The 21511-nt window shown below is 36.5% G+C and carries 24 protein-coding genes and 2 pseudogenes; 4 read left to right on the forward strand and 22 right to left on the reverse strand.

Annotated features, from left to right (window positions below; all coding sequences use genetic code 11):
• Genes PCY07_RS00775 through PCY07_RS10420 form a run of 3 tightly spaced genes read right to left on the reverse strand, consistent with a single transcriptional unit; the run spans position 1 to position 1406 of the window.
• On the reverse strand, positions 1–189 hold the full coding sequence (locus PCY07_RS00775) for a DUF3173 domain-containing protein (RefSeq protein ID WP_301355864.1): 189 nt from the start codon (positions 187–189) through the stop codon (positions 1–3).
• Between the two features lie 11 nt (positions 190–200).
• A complete protein-coding gene (locus PCY07_RS00780; protein ID WP_301355862.1) occupies positions 201–1178 on the reverse strand; it encodes a replication initiation protein in 978 nt (325 codons plus the stop codon).
• A gap of 45 nt (positions 1179–1223) precedes the next feature.
• Complete coding sequence (locus PCY07_RS10420) at positions 1224–1406, reverse strand: hypothetical protein (protein ID WP_366921380.1); 183 nt, start codon at positions 1404–1406, stop codon at positions 1224–1226.
• Between the two features lie 213 nt (positions 1407–1619).
• Here PCY07_RS10420 and PCY07_RS00785 point away from each other — a divergent pair, with 213 nt between their 5' ends.
• Positions 1620–2129, forward strand: coding sequence for a helix-turn-helix domain-containing protein (locus tag PCY07_RS00785; RefSeq protein WP_247941099.1), 510 nt, complete (start codon positions 1620–1622; stop codon positions 2127–2129).
• 5 nt (positions 2130–2134) lie between these two features.
• Positions 2135–2365: pseudogene (locus PCY07_RS00790) on the forward strand (IS3 family transposase); the annotation flags it as partial.
• 29 nt (positions 2366–2394) lie between these two features.
• On the opposite strand, the gene PCY07_RS00795 reads toward PCY07_RS00790, so the two are convergent.
• The 8 genes and pseudogenes from PCY07_RS00795 to PCY07_RS00830 all read right to left on the reverse strand — a co-directional run.
• Positions 2395–2991, reverse strand: coding sequence for a conjugal transfer protein (locus tag PCY07_RS00795; protein WP_301355859.1), 597 nt, complete (start codon positions 2989–2991; stop codon positions 2395–2397).
• Positions 2988–3662 (reverse strand): ATP-binding cassette domain-containing protein, encoded by a 675-nt coding sequence (locus PCY07_RS00800; RefSeq protein WP_301355856.1) that lies wholly within the window; start codon positions 3660–3662, stop codon positions 2988–2990. Before PCY07_RS00800 ends, PCY07_RS00795 begins: the two co-directional genes overlap by 4 nt.
• The gene (locus tag PCY07_RS00805) at positions 3663–5831 is read right to left on the reverse strand and encodes a hypothetical protein (RefSeq protein ID WP_301355854.1); all 2169 of its coding nucleotides are present in this window, start codon (positions 5829–5831) and stop codon (positions 3663–3665) included. It abuts the gene before it with no gap.
• A 106-nt stretch (positions 5832–5937) separates the two neighbouring features.
• Positions 5938–6321, reverse strand: a complete 384-nt coding sequence (locus PCY07_RS00810; RefSeq protein ID WP_301355853.1) for a lactococcin 972 family bacteriocin — start codon at positions 6319–6321, stop codon at positions 5938–5940.
• A 278-nt stretch (positions 6322–6599) separates the two neighbouring features.
• Positions 6600–7685, reverse strand: coding sequence for a sensor histidine kinase KdpD (locus PCY07_RS00815; RefSeq protein ID WP_301355850.1), 1086 nt, complete (start codon positions 7683–7685; stop codon positions 6600–6602).
• Positions 7678–8376 (reverse strand): response regulator transcription factor, encoded by a 699-nt coding sequence (locus tag PCY07_RS00820; protein ID WP_301355846.1) that lies wholly within the window; start codon positions 8374–8376, stop codon positions 7678–7680. Before PCY07_RS00820 ends, PCY07_RS00815 begins: the two co-directional genes overlap by 8 nt.
• Entirely contained in the window at positions 8373–8585 is a 213-nt protein-coding gene (locus PCY07_RS00825; protein ID WP_227223529.1) for a helix-turn-helix transcriptional regulator, read from the reverse strand. The genes PCY07_RS00820 and PCY07_RS00825 overlap by 4 nt, the downstream gene beginning before the upstream one ends.
• A gap of 375 nt (positions 8586–8960) precedes the next feature.
• Positions 8961–9158, reverse strand: a pseudogene (locus PCY07_RS00830) (immunity protein YezG family protein); the annotation flags it as partial.
• Positions 9159–9602: 444 nt separating this feature from the next.
• On the opposite strand from PCY07_RS00830, the gene PCY07_RS00835 reads away from it, so the two are divergent.
• Positions 9603–10412: a Cof-type HAD-IIB family hydrolase gene (locus PCY07_RS00835; RefSeq protein ID WP_301355844.1), complete on the forward strand. Its 810-nt coding sequence runs from the start codon at positions 9603–9605 to the stop codon at positions 10410–10412.
• 10 nt (positions 10413–10422) lie between these two features.
• Complete coding sequence (locus PCY07_RS00840) at positions 10423–11367, forward strand: LacI family DNA-binding transcriptional regulator (protein WP_301355841.1); 945 nt, start codon at positions 10423–10425, stop codon at positions 11365–11367.
• Positions 11368–11760: 393 nt separating this feature from the next.
• Here PCY07_RS00840 and PCY07_RS00845 read toward each other — a convergent pair whose 3' ends face one another.
• From PCY07_RS00845 to PCY07_RS00895, 11 genes are all read right to left on the reverse strand, one after another.
• Positions 11761–12468 (reverse strand): ABC transporter, encoded by a 708-nt coding sequence (locus PCY07_RS00845; protein ID WP_301355840.1) that lies wholly within the window; start codon positions 12466–12468, stop codon positions 11761–11763.
• Positions 12465–13145, reverse strand: coding sequence for an ABC transporter ATP-binding protein (locus PCY07_RS00850; RefSeq protein WP_214255581.1), 681 nt, complete (start codon positions 13143–13145; stop codon positions 12465–12467). Before PCY07_RS00850 ends, PCY07_RS00845 begins: the two co-directional genes overlap by 4 nt.
• 288 nt (positions 13146–13433) lie before the next feature.
• Positions 13434–14720, reverse strand: a complete 1287-nt coding sequence (locus tag PCY07_RS00855) for a sensor histidine kinase (protein ID WP_301355837.1) — start codon at positions 14718–14720, stop codon at positions 13434–13436.
• A 31-nt stretch (positions 14721–14751) separates the two neighbouring features.
• Entirely contained in the window at positions 14752–15486 is a 735-nt protein-coding gene (locus tag PCY07_RS00860) for a response regulator transcription factor (protein WP_301355834.1), read from the reverse strand.
• Positions 15487–16305: 819 nt separating this feature from the next.
• Entirely contained in the window at positions 16306–17931 is a 1626-nt protein-coding gene (groL, locus tag PCY07_RS00865; protein ID WP_003004647.1) for a chaperonin GroEL, read from the reverse strand.
• Between the two features lie 21 nt (positions 17932–17952).
• Positions 17953–18234 (reverse strand): co-chaperone GroES, encoded by a 282-nt coding sequence (groES, locus tag PCY07_RS00870; RefSeq protein ID WP_301355831.1) that lies wholly within the window; start codon positions 18232–18234, stop codon positions 17953–17955.
• Between the two features lie 129 nt (positions 18235–18363).
• Complete coding sequence (locus tag PCY07_RS00875) at positions 18364–18657, reverse strand: hypothetical protein (protein WP_003013750.1); 294 nt, start codon at positions 18655–18657, stop codon at positions 18364–18366.
• Between the two features lie 101 nt (positions 18658–18758).
• The gene (locus tag PCY07_RS00880; RefSeq protein ID WP_037585172.1) at positions 18759–19613 is read right to left on the reverse strand and encodes a PTS system mannose/fructose/sorbose family transporter subunit IID; all 855 of its coding nucleotides are present in this window, start codon (positions 19611–19613) and stop codon (positions 18759–18761) included.
• Positions 19597–20439, reverse strand: coding sequence for a PTS sugar transporter subunit IIC (locus PCY07_RS00885; protein WP_003019182.1), 843 nt, complete (start codon positions 20437–20439; stop codon positions 19597–19599). The genes PCY07_RS00880 and PCY07_RS00885 overlap by 17 nt, the downstream gene beginning before the upstream one ends.
• Positions 20440–20495: 56 nt before the next feature.
• Complete coding sequence (locus PCY07_RS00890; RefSeq protein WP_000261775.1) at positions 20496–20990, reverse strand: PTS sugar transporter subunit IIB; 495 nt, start codon at positions 20988–20990, stop codon at positions 20496–20498.
• 14 nt (positions 20991–21004) lie between these two features.
• Complete coding sequence (locus PCY07_RS00895) at positions 21005–21442, reverse strand: PTS sugar transporter subunit IIA (protein ID WP_003019069.1); 438 nt, start codon at positions 21440–21442, stop codon at positions 21005–21007.
• Positions 21443–21511 lie beyond the last annotated feature (69 nt).

Genomic DNA, 21511 nt, shown 5'->3' on the forward strand with positions numbered 1-21511 from the left:
TTACGCCACCTCTGTTCCTAGAATCTCATTTACAACATTTTTTGGAACAACCATCAAACGTTTGCGATTATAAAATGTATAGCCTCGTGATACAAGTAATTCTCTTGCCTGATGGATGATATCATTTGCAGTGTGAGGGCGATAGCCCATTTCAATTAATTCTTTGTTACTAATTAAATTATGATCCATAGTTATCCTCCTTATTTATTTTCTAAATTCAGAAACTCGCCTACAAGTAGTTGTAATTCTGTATTTAATTTAGGGAGATTCTGTATTAATACTTCTTTTAATTCTTCCGCAAATTGGTTCGTTTCTTCTCTCAATAGTTTGCGGACTCTTGTTTTTTTCTTTTTGATGCTATCTGATTTTAAATTTGGAAAAGCCAATGACAACAGCTCAGGATTGTTGAGAAAGATAATTGTAAATGCTCTTTGCTCCACTCGAATATGTTCTAGCTTATAAAATCCGAAATTATCAAGTCGATTCATAATATCTTGGACCATCTCCTCACCAATCGCTTTGGTTCTAAGTTGGAACTCCAGTCTCCACCAAAACGGATTTACAGCCAAATCCAGCTTCTCTTCGCGCTTGTGAGCAATGATTTCTTTATTCTTATCGTATAACCTAACTTGTACATTACTACCGCTAGAACCCCAATATTTCGTCTCTAATTCGCCCCCTCGACCATAGAAGACCTTATGGGTAACACCACCTTTAATATGTTGCAAATTAACGATTTCAGGCCTGTTGAAAATGTCAAATGCCAAATCAAAACGAGACAAACGTACCGTCAATGAATTCAATCTGGCAAAGTACATTAATTGCCTCCATACTTTCATTCCATCAAATTCTTTTAAAGTATTAGGATTGAAATCAATTCGAATCAATTGTTCACCTCCATAAGTGGATAGTTGAAAAAATATAATATTGATCGAATCATACTCATTAAAATCTTTAGCTAAAGTAAAGACATCATCTCGTACGTTATCATGTATTTCAAATGCGTCAACTCTTGTACTTATTGCCTGTTTCAGATTTTTGAAAATTCGTCTTAAGGAACCAGTTTCTGTATCCCAGATAACCGTTAATCTATCAATACTGACATCTAGTCGCTGTACTAATTCTCCTATTTCACATCGTTCTTGAATGCTTCTTAAATCTTGTATAGAAACCAACAAAATTGTCCCCCCTTCTTTTAGATTTTTTAGGCCTCAGAAACACCGTCAAATCAACGTTTGCTCGTCCCGTCGTTCTTTGGACGTTGTCCTAAGTGTACCTTTTTGCTGGCTGTTAGAATAGCCAGCTTTTGCTTGGCTAGAAATTGTCTGGACGGCAGTCTGCAGGACTTCGCCTGACTTCCCGTCAGGCTCGTCCCTTGCCTTTGTCCACACAATTTCTAGCTCCAAGGCTTCGAATAGTCATCAGTCATAGTCATAGTCTCGTCCTCAAATTCCTCCTCACTTACTATTCCTAAATATATGACTTATTTGTATCATTTGTAACTTATTTGTAAGTTATAAATATATTTTATAAAAAACATTTGGAATAGTCAACTAAAAACTTGATTTGTAAGTTTATAGGTGATAGAATAAGTTTAAAATACAACATAGGAGTTTATCATGACCTTTATTATTCAAAATTTTGGACCCAATTTGGCACGACTACGCATAGAAAAAGGGGTAAGCCAAACTCAACTAGCTGAAGATTTAGGAATCGGTAAACAGTCCATCTCTGACTACGAAAAACAAAAAAGCTATCCTACCTTTGCAAATTTAGATAAGATAGCAGAATATTTTAATGCAACTCCAACTCAACTTTTTGGAACGAGTAAGGAGATTGAATTAGAAAAGAGTGTTCTTGAATCGAATGAATACTCTGATAAAGTAAGTGAGATCTTAAAGGCTGTCAAATACATCGAACATTTTCTACAAACTGATGGACAGTACTTAGAGGATTTACTTTACCTAACAAGAGGCAACCAACTATACACAGAAGATGGAGATGAATTGTATATTGATCCAACTTCTCAGAAAAGAACATTTCATACCCAATATGAACCCGGTTTTATTGTAGCAAGAGATAAATCCCCACTAGAACTCTTAATTGAAAATAAGGACCTATTAGATTAAATAAAGAGGATAAAGGAATCCAGCCATCTATGTCACGTAAAGGAAACAGCCCAGATAATGGCATGATGGAGTCCTTCTTTGGCATTCTTAAGTCTGAGAGGTTTTATCGTTATGAGAAGACCATTCACTCACTTGAGCAATTGGAACAAGCTATTGTAGACTATATTGATTATTACAACATCGAACGAATTAAGATAAAACTAAAAGGACTCAGTGAACTGCACCCCAAAAGTTAGACAGAAAAAATCTAACTTTTGGGGTGTTTTTAATCATTAAATATAAGCCAACTATCTATTTTATCTTTCGGTTTTTCCCAACTTGCAATAACACGTATTCCTTTCATTTCTGTACTGGAAATACCTAATTTTCCTCCTTTTCCTAATAAATATAATGTATATTGCGAATCAGTATTTGCTTCATAAGAACCCTTGATAAATTTTTTATCTGTACTAACCTTCCAAGCATCTAATCTAGGAATACTAATTTTTATATCTGTTTTTTGAGCAGCTATATCCAATGATATTTCTCCTTCTTTAATTTCCCTTATGCTTACTTCTTTATTTTCTTTTAAATCTATTTCACCTGACTTTGCTATGATTCCATCTTTAGATACTACAAAAACAATAGCTTTGTCTTGTTTTTCTTTGACTAGATCTTTTGGAAAATAAAATTTTTCTCCATTTGTTCTATTCAAAATACATTTTTTCCCCATCGCAATACCCACTGTATCTATTTTTTCTTTTGTTTCATTTTTTACTGTAAATGCAACATCAATATCATCACTATTTCTGTTCATGTAAAAGAATAAACCACAAATGCACAGTGCTATAACCGGTACTAATAAAGCAATCTTCCTTTTCATCTTAACACCTCCCTTATAGCTGACTTTTCAATAATATAATTCTTATGTGCTACTTTTTCAAAGTCCTTATCATGACTTACAACTACGATCGTCTTACCTTCATTATTTAATCTAATAAGTGTATCGATTACAATTTTTTTATTCTCATAATCAAGAGAACCTGTCGGTTCATCCGCCAACATAATTTCAAACGGTTTTATCATATTTCTTGCAAGGGCTACCCTTTGCTGTTCTCCACCTGAAAGTTCATAAACCTTCGATTTTAATTTGTCTGAAATGCCCATTTTATTCAAGGCAGCTTCTATAAGATTTTTCTTATTTTTTTCTTTATTGTATTTGGCAGCAAGCATCATATTTTCCTCAACCGTCATTTTTTCCACCAAAGCAAAATTTTGAAATAAATAAGCAATTTTTTCTCTGCGTAATAGCTCTCCTACTTTAGGATCTTTTATAGGATCTCGATTTGAAAAACAGGTTACACTACCACTATCATAATTTTCTAATGTCCCAATTATATTCAAAAGTGTTGTTTTTCCTCCTCCACTTTTCCCAAAGATACAAACAAAATCTCCTTTATAAATATCCAAACTAATATTTTCCAAAATACTGTGTTCCCCATATTTCTTAGAGACATTTCTTAAGGTTATTTGCAATTCCTTTTCTTTTTGCATTTAACACCCCTCCTTTAACCTAAGTACAATGCTTCTTTCACTTTTCTTTAGTTGTAAAATTTCTATGCCAAAACATATAAAGCTTCCACAAATAGCTATTATTAAACTAATCAAAAGTTTAGACATACTCCAACCATCTCTTGGTATAAACAGTCCAACATCACTTATTACTCCTGTTACCATAATAACCATAAATAAAATAATAATACTTATGATATAACCAACGATATTTTCAATAATTTTCTTATGATGTATATCAAAAAATCCATATCCCAACAACCTAGAAACATCTATTCGTTGTCCATGATTATAAAAATATATTTCTTTATCTATTTTTAATAACGTTGCTAAAATAACAATAGATAAGACAAGACCAATAACATATATACTTGCCTCCATCTTATATTCGTCTATTCTTGAGACTATATCATCGTAGACTGAGCTGATAAAGAGTATAAACGGCTCAGATTCTGTTTCTTCAATTACGTCCTTCAAACTCTCGTATCCTCTACTAGGCTCTTTAACATATGGATGTAGCTGCCCATTTACTAAAGATGATAGTTTGATTCCGTAATCTGGGAGTAATTCTTTCCCATTTACTGCTACCAAAACATAATTTTTCAAGTTTGCTTCATCAATTCTTTTGCCACTATCAAAAGAAAATACACTTTGATTATCTTTCAGCCTTACATATGTTTCTATAATTGTACCTTGTTTTTTTATATTTTGAAAAATATGATCTTCATGAATTTTTTCTTTGTCAAATTCAGTAATTTTAACATCTTCTGGAACAAAAACAATCCACTCATTTTCATGTATTTTATATTGTTCTATTTTATTCGTATCTTTATCTAAGAGATTAGCAATATGTAAATAATTTTTATTTACATAGGCATAATTGCCTTGAAACGGTTGTTGATTTAGATACTCCTCATCATCATTCATTCCCTCTTTTCTAACGTTTGGGGCATTAAATAATATTGCTCCACTATCGTCCAAACTATTCCATAAGTTATTCAGCTTTGGAATAACAATCTCATGGAACTTATCATCATCTTTTTCATAACTCCAAGACCATGCACAAGCCATATTTGCATAATATTTTGAGTTTTCCCAAGTTGGAATGTATTGTTTCATACTCAAGTAATCAGCGAGTCCTAAAATACTTACAATTGCTAAATAAAGAACCATAACAATCGACCCTGTTTTTATAAAAAAAGAACTTCTATGATAACTTCTTCTATAACCTTTCAATAAGGCAATAACATTAATTCCTTTTAATTTGAGATAAATCAATATAAACTCTATTGATATTAGCCCCCCTATTATAAAAGCAACTAAAATAAGTATTGTTTTCATTGATATCATAAATCCTAAAATATCACTAGGAGCAACTAAATATTCTATAATTCCAATCGTCAGTACAAGTCCCACTATTGCTGGTATTGCAAGAATATTTAAAACCTTAGAAATAGCTAAAGTTAATTTGTCGTATCCTAGTAAAATTGATATCGATAATTCCTTTGAAAGCATCCCATTATAAATAATTAGACAAAAGACAGTAGCTACAAATATAATAAAAATCGTAAGCATATATAGATATGCTTGTTTCTGTGTGAATTCACTAGAAACAGTAAAATCCGGATTAACCACGACCTCTGTTTTTAATTTTTCATTTTGATTTATTTCTTCAATAAACTTATTAATATTTACTTCCGTACCTCTTACATGATAATCCCCATTAACTTTTTCCTTGCTGACGTTTTCAAAAGGAATTAAGCTTATATCTTTTGACGTGAGTAAACTCATTGATTTTACATTCTCAAAATCATTCAATTTGTCTTTGCTATCAGCAATAGATATATTTCTAAAAGATTTCTTGAACCATTCAGAATCATTTAGATGAATGTAAATCTTTATTTTCTGTTTATCAAATCTACTATTCTTAGGAATATATTCTTCCTTTATGAAGCTTAAATCATTTTTATTGGCGATTTTCTGCAATTCAATTATTGTTTTATCAGCTATTTCTGGCTTTGTTACAATGTTTACAGTAGTATTAAACTCTTTTATGAATATATTTAAAAACATACCGTCTGAATAGAAAAACTTTCCTATACCAATCACTATAATTAGTAAAATTGCCAGTATACCCACTGTTTTTTTCATTCTGCATCATCTCCAACTTTATAAAAATAACGAGTATGAGTAATACCACAATACTAAAATAACAACGTGGCACCGCTCAAACTCGTTCAACTATTTTTATTTATTGTTATTTAACATCAGCCCAAGCTCTATTACCACTTGAAGCTTTTTCCCAAGAAGCTTCTGCTCTACTTCCAGCTCTTGTCCAACCCGAATAAGAGAATTGACCACCAGCACCTTGTACTGTAGTTTTATGTGTTTTATTATTGTGATCGTATTTAGACCAAACATATACACTACCTACACCATGTCTCCATTTTCCACCTAAAAAACTTTTCCATCCGCTATCATAACTGAACAACCTTGGCAGAGTATAATCTTCTTCAAATACTTCCACCTCATAACCAAGACCTTCAACATATGGTAAGTTTGTTTTTTCTGCTGCAAATGCTGGTACGAATGATACTAACATAAAACCTGTTAATAATACTAATGACAATGCTTTTTTCATGATAAAATTCTCCTCTCTCAAATACTTAAACTTTTTGTAAAATTTTTCTTCCGAATAAAGTTTTCAAAAACTCTACTCAATCTCCGTTCCTATACCTATGAGGATTATTGTAATTCATAAAACTCCACCTCTCTTTTATATATTTATAATCACAGATGATGATTCAAATTAAGAATTCCATTCAAATATAAAAGAGCTATCCTTATTTATATTATAGAATAGCTCTTTGCTTTATACTTAACGATATCTTTGAATAATTCTTGCGTTTTCTTTGCGATTTAATTTAATCTATATGGAAGTATTACTTTAGCACAAACTCTTTTATTCTCCTCTCCAATTTCAAAATTTCCACCCAAGTGTTTTACAATGTCACTTACAATTGTAAGTCCAAGTCCCGATCCATTATTGCTTATTCGTCTTGATAAATTTCCCCTATAAAACTTTGAAGTAACCATATTCCAATTCACATTTAAATTTGGAGAAACATCGTTTATAACACTTATTTTTAACATTCCATTAATTTCCTCAACCTTTATATTTATGCTTGTTCCTTTCACAGAATAATTAACTGCATTTGTAATCAGATTCTCCATTATTCTAAGTAAAAGTTGTGGTTCCGTTTTAATCTTACTGTTTTCCAAATTTAAAAACTCCAAAATCAAAAGATGATCTTTTATAGATATACTTTTTTCTTCTTCCCACTGGCTAAAAAAAATTTTTATATCTACATCCGTTAAATTTAGTGGAATTTCATTTAAATTGAATTTTAAATATGAAAAAAAATCTTCACTTAAACGATTTAAATATTCTATGTTCTCATATATAACATCAACAAACTTATTTTTTTGTTCTTCAGAAAGATTTTTTTCGTCTTTTAATAGTGTTATATAACCTATCATATTCGCAAGAGGAGTTTTTATATCATGAGCTAAATACGTTAGCAGATCTGTTTTTTCTTTATATACCAGTTCATACTCCTTTTCAAGTTCTTTATTGTAATTATGAAGTTCTATAAACAAATCTCGTTCCTTTGATAATGACTCATGAAATGGTATTAAATCTTTATCTTCACTTTTAAGATAATTCAGTCCAGACTCAAAATATTGATTATATACATAAAACCTTTTTTTCTGTATTATAAATGTCCCTATCAATATAGCAACCGCCCCTAGTAAAAGTATTATATATTTACCTATTTCAAAATAAAAGGAAGCAAATTTATCTAATGGCAATTCTGGATTTACACTGTCAACAAAAGAATTATCCATTATTTTGTAAATAATGAAAAATAGGATTGTACTTAAAAATATCCATAGTATTTGATAAATAATACCTTCCACAAAAAAACGGTTTTTCTTACCCATTGATTTTATACCCCACTCCCCAAACAGTTAATATGACTGATTTTAACCCAATCTTTTCAAACTTACTTCTAATTCTTCTTACATGAACCATAACTGGATTAACTTCATTTTCTAGCACCTTATCACCCCATATTTTATAGTGTATATCATCCATATTATACACTTTACCAGGTTCTTCCATAAGCAACCACAAAATATCAAATTCTTTTGGCGTTAGTTCAATCTCTATATTACCATAGTAAACTTTATGTGTTTTAATGCTAATCTTTAAATTATTAACTTCTCTATCACAATTAATTGTATTTACAATATTTTTTGTAAATACATAATTTCTTCTAAAATGAGAATTAATTCTCGCAATCAATTCAGATGGTTCAAACGGTTTTACGATATAGTCATCTGCACCTATATTCAATCCTTGCACTCTATGAATAGAATCTTCTAAGGCAGTAAGCATAATGATTGGCACAGTGGACGTTTCTCTTATCTTTTTGCATATTTCAAATCCATTTATATCAGGAAGTAAAATATCCAATAATATCAAGTCATATTTATTTTTTTCAAATTCCTCTAACGCCTCTTTTCCAGTATGAAAAATGCTGATTTTCCAATTCTCTGATATTAAATATATCTTAATAAGCTCTGCTAAGTTAATATCATCTTCTACAAGCATTATTTTCATTTCAGTCATTCATTTCCACCCTCCTTAAAACTAAATACATCATTTGGAGTACATTCCAATGCATTACATATTTTTGCCAAATTTTTAAATGTGATTGGCTTATTTTTTCCCATCTGTGCCATGACATTAGTTGTAATCTGTGCAATAACAATAACTTCTGTTTTCTTTAATCCCTTTTTGGCGAGTTGTATCCACAAGGGTTTATAATTTAATGCTATGCCGTTTCCTCTTTTCTTTAGATATAATTTTTATGTATATTATACCATAACCATTGAGTACACTCAATTTTTATTTGAGGATTAATTTTGTTCTGAAATTTTAATTATACCGTCATATATTCATTTTGATAATTAAATAGTAAATAATATATGATTAGTATCCATTTAGTCTGAACCATCTCTTCTGATAAAATTAACATATCTACTGTATTTGATAAATATATTCAATACATCAATCTACGTGATTATAAAATTCATTTTATGATCTCGTAGAAGTGCACCAACAACCGAAGGGCGCTAGCCTTCAAATTTTCCTCACAAAATGTGTCCAAAATATTGACAGAATTCCAGTCTTTCATTTTCTTTAAATTCTTAAATAGTAATACTATATTGCTTAGGAATATAGAGATTGTAGATATACTCATTTATTCCTTCTTCATTAAAGAAATAATACACTCCTCCTCCATCAGAAGCAAGATTAATGCCAATGTAAAGATTATCCCAAGCTACTGGTATCATCTCGTTAACACTTTGTTCAATTTCACGAATTTTTTCATTAATTTGTTTTTCCATTTTATCCTCCGATTTGATTTCATACTGATTTTTATTTATAACAACACTATATATCTAGTATGGCATAATCATTAGGTATTATAGGTTTTTCAAACCAAATTAGAAACCTTTATGAGTCATTCGTTTTTGCCCCATTTTTGCCCCATTTTTAAATCATGACATTGAAAACACCTAAAAGTACTTCCCTAAAATCATCTATATTTCAATATTTTTGATTATTTTCAATATGAAAATCCTTTCCAAATCCATGTAGGGGGCATTTTTTTATGCACAAAAAGCCTTGAAAACAACTCAAGGCTTTTTGCTTATCTCAAGATCATTTGTCCCACGAATAACATATACAAAATACGATTTATTTTCTCAAAAATTTTTTTAAAATTATGCTTGACATGGAACGCGTTCCAGAGTTTATACTGGTTTCAAAAAGTAAAAGAGGTCATCTATATGAAAATCAAACGTATTTTTTGCGACATGGACGGTACACTTTTAAATAGCAAAGGACAGGTCAGTGACAGTAATGCAGCCTTGATACGCGAAGCAGGAATCCCCATCACTTTAGTATCTGCTAGAGCACCAATGGAAATGAAGGAGGCCACTGATGCCCTTCAATTAAAAGGGGTTCAGGTTGCTTTTAACGGAGGATTAATTTATACCATAGGAAATCATCATCAAGTCCTACCGATTCATGTCCAAACCATCAAACATAAGACAGCAAAACAGTTACTGAGAGGCATCCGTCAACACTTCCCTCAAGTTAGTCTATCTTATTATGACATGAACAACTGGTATTGTGATAAAATAGACGAAGGAATCCAATACGAACAAAATTTAACCCGTCAAACGCCAACCTTTATTGATAATGAAGAGCAGTTTTTAGAGGGTCAAGGAAATACTTTTAAAATTATGATGATTACTTTCGATGAAGCAACCATGCGAGAATTGGAAAAGTATCTTCAAAGTTTATACTTACCACAAATCACGATTCAACGTTCAGGTAAAGCCTATCTTGAAATTACACATCTCCTAGCTAAAAAATCGAAAGGAATTGCACACATCCTTCGAAAAGAGCAGTTAGCTAAAGAAGAAACAGCTGCATTTGGTGACGGACATAATGATTTGCCTATGCTTGAAATGGTTGGCTACCCTATTGTGATGGATAATGCCTTTGATGACATCAAAGCGATAGCGTATAAAATAACGAAGTCTAATGATGAGGATGGCGTAGGATATGGGATTCACAAGTTTTTAAAGTAGGAGCCCTCTAATGACAAGTATCAGTGAAATAGCTAAAAAAGCAGGCGTGGCTAAATCAACCGTTTCTCGTGTGATCAATCACCATCCACATGTCTCTGATGAGACACGACAAAGGGTCATGGATCTTATCAACGAGCTGGACTATATGCCTAACCAGCTAGCACGAGATTTAAGTCGAGGAAAAACACAAAAAATAGGGGTCGTCATTCCACACACCCAGCACCCTTATTTTACACAATTAATCAATGGTCTCCTTGACGCTGCTAAAGCTAGCGACTACCAACTTGTCATGATGCCTTCAGATTATAATCAAGAATTGGAACTATCCTACCTGAAGCAACTCAAAATGGAAGCTATTGATGCTTTAATCTTCACTTCAAGAGCTATTCGTCTTGATACAATTGAAACCTATGCGAAATATGGACGAATCGTAGTTTGTGAAAAATTACAAGGATACCCTCTCCTGTCTTCTGCTTACCTGGACCGCTATTCTTCATTTGTGGATGCTTTTTCTGCGATGAAAGCACGAGGATTGGAACACTTAGTTTTGTTATTTTCAAGGGATAACGAATCATCGGCTACCTATCAAACTGCATTATTAGCTTATCACGATGTTTATGGGCAACAGTCGACTCCATATATGGTATTTGGGAATATTCATGATTTTAATGATGGCCTACACGTATCACATGAATTAGTCAATGACGATCGTATCGATGGTATATTAGCTACAAGTGATGAAGTAGCAGCCGGTCTCATAAAGGGATATGAAGAAAGAGAGAAAAAAATTCCCTATATCATTGGTCAGGAACGTCTATTAGTTGGGCATCTGTTGAAGCTACCAACGATAGACCACCAATCCTATTCTTTAGGAAAATTAGCATTTAAACAAGCTTTATCTGAAACCATTAGTCAAGAAGTTTTGGTTTCAGAGTTTTTATCGCAAGACAGTTAGTCATTAAAATCATCGAAAAAGTTTCCAACTATGCAAAATTGGAAACTTTTTTAGTTCATGCTTCATCATTTTAAGCAGTTGCTACCTGCCCCACTTTTGCCTCACCCCAAGTATTTGTTCAAAAAACACTTATATTTCAACATTTTTGATTATTTTCAAGATGAAAAAGCCTTCCAAAATTCATGTAGGGCATTATGCACAAAAAGAGGCTGGGACAAAAGTCCTAGCCTCTCAATTATTTTTGGATTGTCGAGCAAGACGCAGTGGTTGAGTGGGCTCTACTACGCTGATTTCATCAACTTTTACAGCCCTACTCAACTGTGCGGAGGTGGGACGACGAAATCGAATTCTAACGAATTACAGATTTCTGTCCCACTCTCTTTTTAACTACTCTTAGTTCCCCATTTTTCCTTTGGGTACGAGCAGATAGAAAAATAGCAAATTCAATCCAAATACAGCAACAAAGAGCGCCAATTGAGAGACATCTATCATTTGTTTCTCGGTCAAATCTTGGATCAGCTTTGTATAATAATAGCCTGGGAAAGCCCGTTGTAGCTTGCCAACCAGGTCCATAAATCCTCCACTTGCGCCAAGCGTATCAAAGGGAATAATGGTCATAGCAGCCAAAATAATGACAGGAAAGCCAATGGTATCAATCGTCTTGGCATCTACTCTTACCCCAAGAACAAAGCCAATCACGCTAAAGTAGATCCCCATCAAGGATAAGAGGAAAAATTGCACCAACAGGCTAGTCGTCACCGGAAAGTGAAAACCTAGAACAGCAACTACTAGTACTGCTAAAAAGATCAAGCTGTTCAGAATCAGTTGTACGATGCTTTGATCCCATAAATAGTTCTTGACACTATAGCTTGTAAAGTGGGATTCAAAAGAATAAAACCCGATATCTGAGGCGATTCGCTTACTAAAGGTTGCAAGGCTATTGCCAATGACGCCGATAAAGACGGCAATGCCTAATAAAATACTTGGCGAAACTCCTTTTTGAAGCTGATCAAAGAAGATATACCAGCCTATGGGTAAAATAATGGTGAATAATACAAAGCGCTTATTTCGTAAAACTTGTTTTAATTGAATCTTTCTCATGCTTGTTCCCCTCCTTTATTCATCTCTTCTCGGAAATACTGCTCAATGGTTTGACCAGCCTGGTGAATATCCTCAACAGCCTTTGTGGCAGCAATTCGACCATCTTTTAAAATCAGGACTTTTGTAAAAAAGGCATCAATTTGGTTGAAATCATGGGTCACCACAACAGATGTAAACTCTTGCTGCTCCAGCAATTTCCAAAAATTATCTACTGCTTCCAAGTCCATACCAGTCGTTGGCTCATCTAAAAAAATCAACCTTGGATGATTCAAAATGGTTAACAACAAGGACAAGCGTCTCTTTTGACCACCAGAAAGACTTCCCACCATCTGCTCTTTTGAGCCTCTCAATTCGACCATCTCTAAGAGTCCATTGATATCAGCCTGCTTCAGCTGATTCATCCGGCTTTTTAATTCGACGAATTCAGCAACGGTTAGATCCTCGATGAGCAGATCCCCCTGAGGCATCATCCCAATTTCTCTTTGAAAATCAAGCGAAGTCTTTATCGTCCCCGAATCGGCCTGGAGCTGTCCAGCGATAATATTGAACAGGGTGCTTTTACCTGCCCCATTATTTCCCAGCAAGGCAATTTTGTCTCCTTCTTCTATCGAAAAAGACACTCCCTTTAATACAGCTTTCTCCTTAAATGATTTTGTAATAGATGCTACCTGAAACATACGATCCCTCTTTTCTTATTGATCTTGTATACAGTATACTTCAAAGGGACAGTCTTTGTAGCTCTCTGTCAGAATCGGTCAGAAAATCGTCGTGAATGGTCAAAAAAGAGGCTGGGACAAAAGTCCTAGCCTCTCAATTATTTTTGATTGTCGAGCAAGACGCAGTGGTTGAGTGGGCTCTACTACGCTGATTTCATCAGCTTTTACAGCCCTACTCAACTGTGCGGAGGTGGGACGACGAAATCGAATTCTAACGAATTACCGATTTCTGTCCCACTCTCTCTTCCATTATTCCTTCCAAAAGGTCAGGCTCTGAGTAAATCGGTAGTTTGAACTCTTGGTAGACACTGTCGTTTTGGGATACTTTTCCAGTAATTGTTGGATCTTGTACAAGCCAAGACCGCGGCCCTCTCCTTTACTCGAGTAGTCTTTTTCAAAAATTCTCGCTAACTCTATTTTTTCAGCTTTTGTACTATTTTCAACTATTAAGATGAGGGAGTTCGTCTCCTGAAGCATGGCAAGAGTCAGCTGGGGGTCGTCTGATTCGAGACTCGCTTCGATAGCATTGTCACAAAGGATGGATAAGAAGGTGATGAAATCTAAAACCTCGATGAATAAATCACGAACTGGTTCATCGATCTCGACAGAGATCCCAATCCCTTTATTTTGAGCTTCCAATAATTTTGCGGACAGAACACTTTTTACAGCTGGATTTTCGATGTGACTGAGTTTGGCAATATCAAACTTACTATTGTAAAATTGCTGGCCACTCTCTCGAAGAACATTCTCATAGACTTCCCTGATCGCATTGAGGTCTTCGTGCTCAATACTTAATTTGAGACTGGTTAAAATATTCAGGTAATCATGACGAAAGGCACGAATCTCCCCATAGAGCATTTCGACGTGTTGGCTATAGGTGGCTAACTCCTGCAGTTGCCTATCTTTTTGTTCCAGAATCTCTTGTTTCAATCGTTCTTTGGACACTGCATTGAAATACAAGAGCATCACAAAAAACAAAATCAAATAAATACTATTTAACTGTTTCCGCAAAGCATCTGCATGCGGAATAATATCCTCAAAAACCACCAGACCTACAACACTGAGCAAATACACAAACATGGAAAGATCCATTGGGAGTAAGAAACGATTAAAATACTGCCGTTGAAATCCTACTTTTAGATCTGTAAAATCTAGTTTTAACAATTTAGTGATTCCTATATAAACAGGAAAGACCAGCAATTCAAGTAGAGCATCATACCAGCTGACAGATGCCTCATGAACAAGTACGATCCCTAGCATTGGAAAGACATAAAAGGCTAGGAGGCGCCCAATGAGACTCTCCATGACAACCGGGTAGAGCCCGTAAAAAATATTCAAAAGGTGTCGTATGTTACGATTTCGATAGAAACTATAGGCAATAAATACTAAGAAATAGCCAAAAAAGCCTACCGGTGGCACAAGGGTAAAGATAATTGCAAAGAAGAAGGGGCACAAAAAGAGCCAGCGCAAGGCGAACTCTTGTCTACTGATATGACGATAGATCAGCATGCTGACGAAGAACTTTAGGTAAGACATTAGAATATCTAACAGCAATTGTTTCTCCCTTCTATTTTTTCAAAGCTTCCAGTAAGCCTCTGTACTTGGTCCGTGAGATCAAGCAATTGTCCCCATTTTCAAAAAAAGCTTTCTTGGCTTCTTTATCAATCTTCGTAATATTTTGCGGATTCACCACAAAGGAGCGGTGGCACCGATACAAGCGGGAATCTGCTTTTTCGATATCGGCAATACTAGCGTAAAATTCCAAGCGCTCTTCCTGGGTGTGTAAAATGACCTTGTGAATGGTTGGAGACGTTTCAACATACAAAATCTTATTAAAAGGAACTTGTACACGCGCCATCGCACTCTCAAACGTAAAGGCATCTTGCGCAATCGTGGTCCCAGCTTGCTCCAAGGTATAGTCGATGGCTGAGCTGATTCTCTCTTTGAACTCTTCCTCACCCAGCGTTTTATCGATAAAATCCAAGGCAGCTACTTTGTACTGAAAGGTAATGGGCATGAATTCAGAGTGAGTGGTGACAAAGACAATGGTCGCATGGGGGTCTTTCTTACGAATCTCTTTTGCGATCTCTAGACCCTTTTTCTCCTCACCTTTAATCTCGATATCTAAAAAGAATAGGTGATGGGCGCCTCTCTCTGTGATAGCATCCAGCAACTGGCTTGACTTCCCAAACACTTCTGGCGCTTTGCATTGCAAGGATTTTTGACGGATGAGATCCTGCAAAACCGCTTCGATACGCGATTGTTGGATCCATTCATCTTCTAACACAAAAATCTTCAACAAAGTCCTCACTCCTTCCCCTCTACGAATATGTTCTATTTTACCATAAATGATGCCTGCTGAGCCACTCTTTCAAAGGAGACTCAAAGGCCTTCTACTTTTTTCCTAAACAAAAAACTCTCCCGGAGGAACCCGGAAGAGCTTGCGCAAGGGGAATTTGAAAAATATTTTTTAATATGAAAAAGGTCGATAAAATCTACGCCATGTTCAAACTCTCATTTTACTAACAGCGATATTACGATCAAGTTTTATTGTCAATAGACATGTATGTGGGAAGTTCTCCCCTTGCAACAATGTAGACCTGTGATCTACTCTTAATAGTATACACTAGAATTATTACAAAATCAGTTAATTTGTATTGCAATTTGTTGGCAAATATTCCTCTGTCTGAAAACACAACAAACGCTTGATTCCCAAGCATCTACGCAAGTCTTCTTTAATTAGTATTTATCATTTCTGTTACAAAATTTAAAATAAAAATATTATTCCATAACAAAAAGAAGCAAGCAACTAGAACAAGTTACGACAGAAAATAAAGAAGACCGATAACGCCTTCTTTGTTTTTAGTTACATAGGTTACGACGTGAAAAGGGAGGAACGATATTTTCCTCCCTTTGAGCTAGTAAGACGATTAGCCAGGCCGCAACATAGTGGCTACTATCCAACGATGAGAGGTATAGCCTCAATCGTGTAACAGTTACGACAGAAAATAAAGAAGGCCGATAACGCCTTCTTTATTTTCTTAGTAAGACACTTCGGCAAGGCACCATGGTGCTTGCCGTAGCCTAATGAGGTGCTTTAGCACCCATTAGGCTAAGTGTGTTACATCATCCCACCCATCATGCTTGGATCCATTCCCGGTCCTGCTGGGGCTGCTGGTTCTGGTTTGTTGGCTACAACTGCTTCGGTCGTCAAGATAAGACTCGCTACGGAAGCGGCGTTTTGAAGGGCTGAACGGCTCACTTTAACTGGGTCGATGATTCCTGCATCAATCATATTCACCCATTCACCTGTTGCAGCATTGAAACCTGTTCCGACTTCGGCATTTTTCAAGCGATCAATCACAATAGATCCTTCATAACCGGCATTGTGGGCAATTTGGCGCACAGGTTCTTCCAAAGCACGAAGAACGATATTGCGTCCGGTCGCTTCATCCCCTTCCAATTCAAGGGCTGCGACTGCAGAAATGACATTGACAAGAGCTGTACCACCCCCGGCAACGATCCCTTCTTCAACGGCTGCGCGAGTCGCATTAAGGGCATCTTCGATACGGAGTTTCATTTCTTTCAATTCTGTTTCTGTTGCAGCACCGACCTTGATCACGGCAACACCACCAGACAATTTGGCCAAACGTTCTTGTAATTTTTCACGGTCAAATTCAGAGGTTGTAGTTTCGATTTGTGACTTGATAACAGCCACACGGTTAGCGATCGCTTCTGGGTTACCAGAACCTTCGACAATGACGGTACTGTCTTTATCGACTGACACTTTAGCTGCTTGACCAAGGGCTTCAATGGTTGCATCTTTCAATTCCAAACCAAGATCGTCTGTAATGACTGTACCACCAGTCAAGATGGCAATGTCTTCTAGCATGGCTTTGCGGCGATCTCCAAATCCTGGTGCCTTGACAGCTACGACATTAAAGGTACCGCGGATCTTGTTCAAGACAAGTGTTGGAAGAGCTTCGCCATCGACATCATCTGCGATGATCAAGAGTGGACGGTTGCTTTGAAGAATGCTTTCCAACAACGGCAAGATTTCTTGGATATTTGAAATCTTCTTATCAGTGATCAAAATGTATGGATTTTCAAGGTCTGCCACCATTTTTTCATTATCAGTGACCATGTATTGTGAGAGGTAACCACGGTCAAATTGCATACCTTCAACGACTTCCAGTTCTGTCTCCATTCCACGAGACTCTTCAATCGTGATGACTCCATCTTTACCAACTTTTTCCATGGCTTCAGAGATGTACTCACCAACTTTTTCAGAACGAGAAGACACAGCAGCTACTTGAGCAATCGCTTCCTTGCTCGATACTGGGATCGCATTGTTTTTCAAAGCTTCTACTGCTGTTGCAACAGCGGTCTCAATCCCACGGCGGATGCCAATTGGGTTAGCACCTGCAGTGACGTTTTTGATCCCTTCACGGACGATGGCTTGAGTCAAAACAGTTGCGGTCGTTGTACCGTCACCTGCGATATCATTGGTCTTAGAAGCCACTTCTGACACCAATTTAGCACCCATATTTTCAAAATGGTCTTCCAATTCGATTTCTTTTGCGATGGTCACCCCATCATTTGTGATCAAGGGTGAACCAAATGATTTTTCAAGAACCACATTGCGACCTTTAGGGCCCAAAGTGACTTTCACTGTATCTGCTAAGACATCGACACCACGGACCATTGCAGAACGTGCATCAGATGAAAATTTAATATCTTTTGCCATTTCTCTTACCTCTTTCTTCTCTTACTCTACAATTGCAAGAATGTTTGCTGTTCCAACGATGGTGTAGGTTTCTTCCCCATCTTTCACTTCAATTCCTGCGTGGCTTTCAACCAAAACTTGATCTCCTGCTTTTACAGCTGGAGCGATGAGTTCACCACTTAGGGTACGCACACCTTCACCAACGGCCACTACTTCAGCTGTTTTTGTATCAGCCTTGCTCGCACCTGCAAGGACAAAACCTCCAACAGTCTGTTCTTTTTCTTCTATTTTTAAGACCACACGGTCTCCTAATGGTTTTAACATCTTCATTCCTCCATACGTGTTTTTAGCACTCTCTATACGTAAGTGCTAACTTATGTTTCTATTGTATCACTTGGTCAGAAATAGTCAAGAAAAAAACACCTCAAAAATAAATGAGATGTTTCTAAAATATCAATTTAAAATTGTCAATTTTTGATTGAAATCGTCGATCACTTTTTGAAGATTGATCCGCCCGCGGTAGATGCCATATCCAAAAACAATCATGCCTAAAATTCCAACCAAGGCCAGTAAAATCCCGAGGATCAAGAGTGGGAGGAAACTTTTGTGAAAGAGATAGATCAATACCACACCAATACTGGCAATGATAAAGAGTAAGCTGAACCAACGACCAAGGTTTTCAAGCATGTGGCGTTGGTAGTTGATTTCTGTTTCATATCCATTGACAAGTTCTTGTTTTGTAACCATGGGATTCCTCCTGATAAAAATTGAGAATGAAGTGCAAGTAAAGGAGGTCAATTCACTTCATTCTCAAAAACTCCTACTAGCAAATTCGTTTTTTCTTTTCCTTAGTATTTAAGATGTGGGTCGAAGATACCAAGGGCAACACCGATCAAAGCAACTACAACGAGAAGTAACATAACTTTGTTTGGTGAAATTTTTTTCTTAGACATCAACCACCAGCAAAGAGTGATGAAGGCTGCTGTCAAGAGACCTGGATAAACACCATCGATCTTTTCTTGAATGTTCAAGAAGACTTTTCCTTCAGAATTCTTAAATTGAAGGGCTGTTGTAACAGATACCCAAGTAGCTGCTACGGCACCGATAACCATACCACCGACAACGCTGATCGCTTTACGAAGAGCTTGTCCTTTTGGTCCTACAAGGAATTCAACGGCTTTATCCCCTAATTGGTAACCTTTGAAGAAGGCAAAGCGCATACCAAAGTAGACTAAGAGGTTCCATACGACGATGTAGAAGAGAGCACCAGCGACGTTACCACCTTTAGAAAGACCAAGGGCAATCCCCAAGAGAACTGGGATCAAGGTACCAACGACCAATGAGTCACCAATACCAGCGATTGGTCCCATCAAACCGGCACGCATACCGTTGATGGTTTCGCCATCTACTGCATCTCCGTTTGCACGCGCTTCTTCCAAACCAGCTGTGATCCCTACAACAAGAGATCCAAGTTGTGGTTCAGTGTTGAAGAAGGCCGTATAGGTTTGCATAGCATCCTTTTGTTCTTCTTTTGTGTCATACATTTCTTCTACGATTGGAAGCATAGAAGTCAAGTACCCGAAGGTTTGCATATGTTCTTGAGAGAAACAAGTCAAATGACCATAATACCAATGATGGAATGCTTTTGCTAATGTTTTCTTTGAAATTTTCTTTCTATCAGCCATTTTAAATATCCTCCTCATCATCGTCTAGATCCACCGCTCCAGCAGGAGCAGCTTTCATCGATTTGATCACTTCAAGTTCATAGTAGATTACTGCAAAGATTAATGAAACAACGGCACTGGATACCAAGTTCAATCCGAGAGATTTCGCCAAGGTAAATCCAACAAAGAATGGAATGAAGTCAGTTGCTTCTGTAACAATTTGTTTCAACAAGATGGCAATACCGACACATGGGAGAAGAGCACCGACTGTAAAGAGGGCTTTCATCCAGTAACCATCCATAGGAAGGTATTGTTTCATCAAATCAACCATATTTTCACCGTATTTGGTGATAATCATTGTTGGAAGGAAAGAGAAGAGGAAGTGAGAGATCCAAGGGTAAACCCAGTCAACTGCGTAGAGTTTTTTGAAGTTTCCTTCTTCAACGGCTTTCCAACCAATGTGTTGCCATACCAAGTTCATAGTAGCGGTACCGTAAAAAAGAACTGTACCGATTGTCCCAACAGCTGCGCCGATTGGAGCTGCAGCTGCGGCGATTCCTGCTTCATCTGTGATGTTATTGGCATGCACAAACAAGATAGCAAGAGGAACACCGATATAAGAGATGGCACGAACATCGGCAGATACGGTACCACCAGGTGTTACCAAGGCGATATAAACAACTTGAAGGGCAACCCCGACCATAATACCAGTTGTCACATCTCCAAGAATTAAACCTGAAATCAACCCACCGATCAAGGGACGACCGAGTGTATAGTTCCCGATACTGGAACCTCCCATACCAGGCATTGAAGACAAGCTGGCGAAAATACCAAGCAAGATTGCTTGAATCCATGAAATTGTCATAACAAACGCTCCTTTTGTTTGTAAATTTATTTACCTAACAGATAAGACTGTTGGGTTTAAAAACCAAATTTTGATTTGAAATCATCCCAATAACCGATGGAAACATCTGGCAACAATTGGAATTTCACCTTGTAGCCTGCTGCTTGAATGGCTTGGAAAGCTTCTGCTTCTTCCTGAGTGATGGATTGGTTATTCCCCAATTTCACAGCACCTGGACGATCATTTGCAGGGCCAACGATGATTTCTTTGACATCACCTGGGACAAACCCTTGGTCGACCAAAATTTCCTTCATATCGATTGGATTTTTGGTGATCAAGAAGTAACGACTATCTGATTCCGTTACTTTTGCTGATTTTTCCTTAAAAGCTTCCTTTGTCCATACAAAGGTTTTCTTGTCTGATGCGCCTTTGTAAGCTTGGATCAAAACCTTGTTTGATGCTGCTGCATCGTTTACGGCAATCAAACCATCACATGGTTTTTCTTTTGCCCAGCGTGTGACTGTCTGACCGTGAATCATGCGGTCATCAATCCGTACAAATGTTACTACCATAAGGTACCTCCCTATTAAATATCGTCATCATCTTCTTCAGCACTAGTGGCTGAAACTTCAAAAGGCTGTAGTGCAGATCGTGCTTCTGATAAGATGGTGGCTGATAAATCGTCTCCATCCAACACATCCTTCATCACAACTGCCGTCAAGGCCATGGTAAGGTTCATCCCACCAAGGATCAAGGCTCCATCGAGCTTTCCAGCTTCTTCTAGAACCGTGGCTGCAGTGGTTAATGGACTACCACCTACGATATCTGCCAAGACCAAAACAGAATCATCAGCTGTCAATCCTGAAATGCTCTCTCTAAAATCAACTGCGAAGTCATCAACCGATTTTCCTTCTTTGAGTCCAACTGCGATGACCTGATCCAACTTGTCACCAGCAAACATGGCCAGTGATGTTTTTAGACCTTCTGCCAGTCCACCATGACTGACCAAAACGAGGTATTTCATTTTTCTACGCCTCCTTTATTTGACTCTATTGTAGACTATTTGAAAGCGTTTTTATATTGTCAAATGTCA

This window comes from Streptococcus sp. SP1 (assembly GCF_030440005.1).
Lineage (GTDB): Bacteria > Bacillota > Bacilli > Lactobacillales > Streptococcaceae > Streptococcus > Streptococcus parasanguinis.

Coding starts and splice junctions, on each gene's coding strand:
- PCY07_RS00835 (WP_301355844.1), top strand. CDS start 9,603: ATGAAAATCAAACGTATTTTTTGCGACATGGACGGTACACTTTTAAAT.
- PCY07_RS00820 (WP_301355846.1), bottom strand. CDS start 8,376: ATGACTGAAATGAAAATAATGCTTGTAGAAGATGATATTAACTTAGCA.
- PCY07_RS00880 (WP_037585172.1), bottom strand. CDS start 19,613: ATGAGGAGGATATTTAAAATGGCTGATAGAAAGAAAATTTCAAAGAAA.
- PCY07_RS00795 (WP_301355859.1), bottom strand. CDS start 2,991: ATGAAAAGGAAGATTGCTTTATTAGTACCGGTTATAGCACTGTGCATT.
- PCY07_RS00815 (WP_301355850.1), bottom strand. CDS start 7,685: ATGGGTAAGAAAAACCGTTTTTTTGTGGAAGGTATTATTTATCAAATA.
- PCY07_RS00845 (WP_301355840.1), bottom strand. CDS start 12,468: ATGAGAAAGATTCAATTAAAACAAGTTTTACGAAATAAGCGCTTTGTA.
- PCY07_RS00785 (WP_247941099.1), top strand. CDS start 1,620: ATGACCTTTATTATTCAAAATTTTGGACCCAATTTGGCACGACTACGC.
- PCY07_RS00875 (WP_003013750.1), bottom strand. CDS start 18,657: ATGGTTACAAAACAAGAACTTGTCAATGGATATGAAACAGAAATCAAC.
- PCY07_RS00890 (WP_000261775.1), bottom strand. CDS start 20,990: ATGGTAGTAACATTTGTACGGATTGATGACCGCATGATTCACGGTCAG.
- PCY07_RS00775 (WP_301355864.1), bottom strand. CDS start 189: ATGGATCATAATTTAATTAGTAACAAAGAATTAATTGAAATGGGCTAT.
- groES (WP_301355831.1), bottom strand. CDS start 18,234: ATGTTAAAACCATTAGGAGACCGTGTGGTCTTAAAAATAGAAGAAAAA.
- PCY07_RS00810 (WP_301355853.1), bottom strand. CDS start 6,321: ATGAAAAAAGCATTGTCATTAGTATTATTAACAGGTTTTATGTTAGTA.
- PCY07_RS00840 (WP_301355841.1), top strand. CDS start 10,423: ATGACAAGTATCAGTGAAATAGCTAAAAAAGCAGGCGTGGCTAAATCA.
- PCY07_RS00895 (WP_003019069.1), bottom strand. CDS start 21,442: ATGAAATACCTCGTTTTGGTCAGTCATGGTGGACTGGCAGAAGGTCTA.
- PCY07_RS00805 (WP_301355854.1), bottom strand. CDS start 5,831: ATGAAAAAAACAGTGGGTATACTGGCAATTTTACTAATTATAGTGATT.
- PCY07_RS00885 (WP_003019182.1), bottom strand. CDS start 20,439: ATGACAATTTCATGGATTCAAGCAATCTTGCTTGGTATTTTCGCCAGC.
- PCY07_RS00800 (WP_301355856.1), bottom strand. CDS start 3,662: ATGCAAAAAGAAAAGGAATTGCAAATAACCTTAAGAAATGTCTCTAAG.
- groL (WP_003004647.1), bottom strand. CDS start 17,931: ATGGCAAAAGATATTAAATTTTCATCTGATGCACGTTCTGCAATGGTC.
- PCY07_RS00855 (WP_301355837.1), bottom strand. CDS start 14,720: ATGTCTTACCTAAAGTTCTTCGTCAGCATGCTGATCTATCGTCATATC.
- PCY07_RS00850 (WP_214255581.1), bottom strand. CDS start 13,145: ATGTTTCAGGTAGCATCTATTACAAAATCATTTAAGGAGAAAGCTGTA.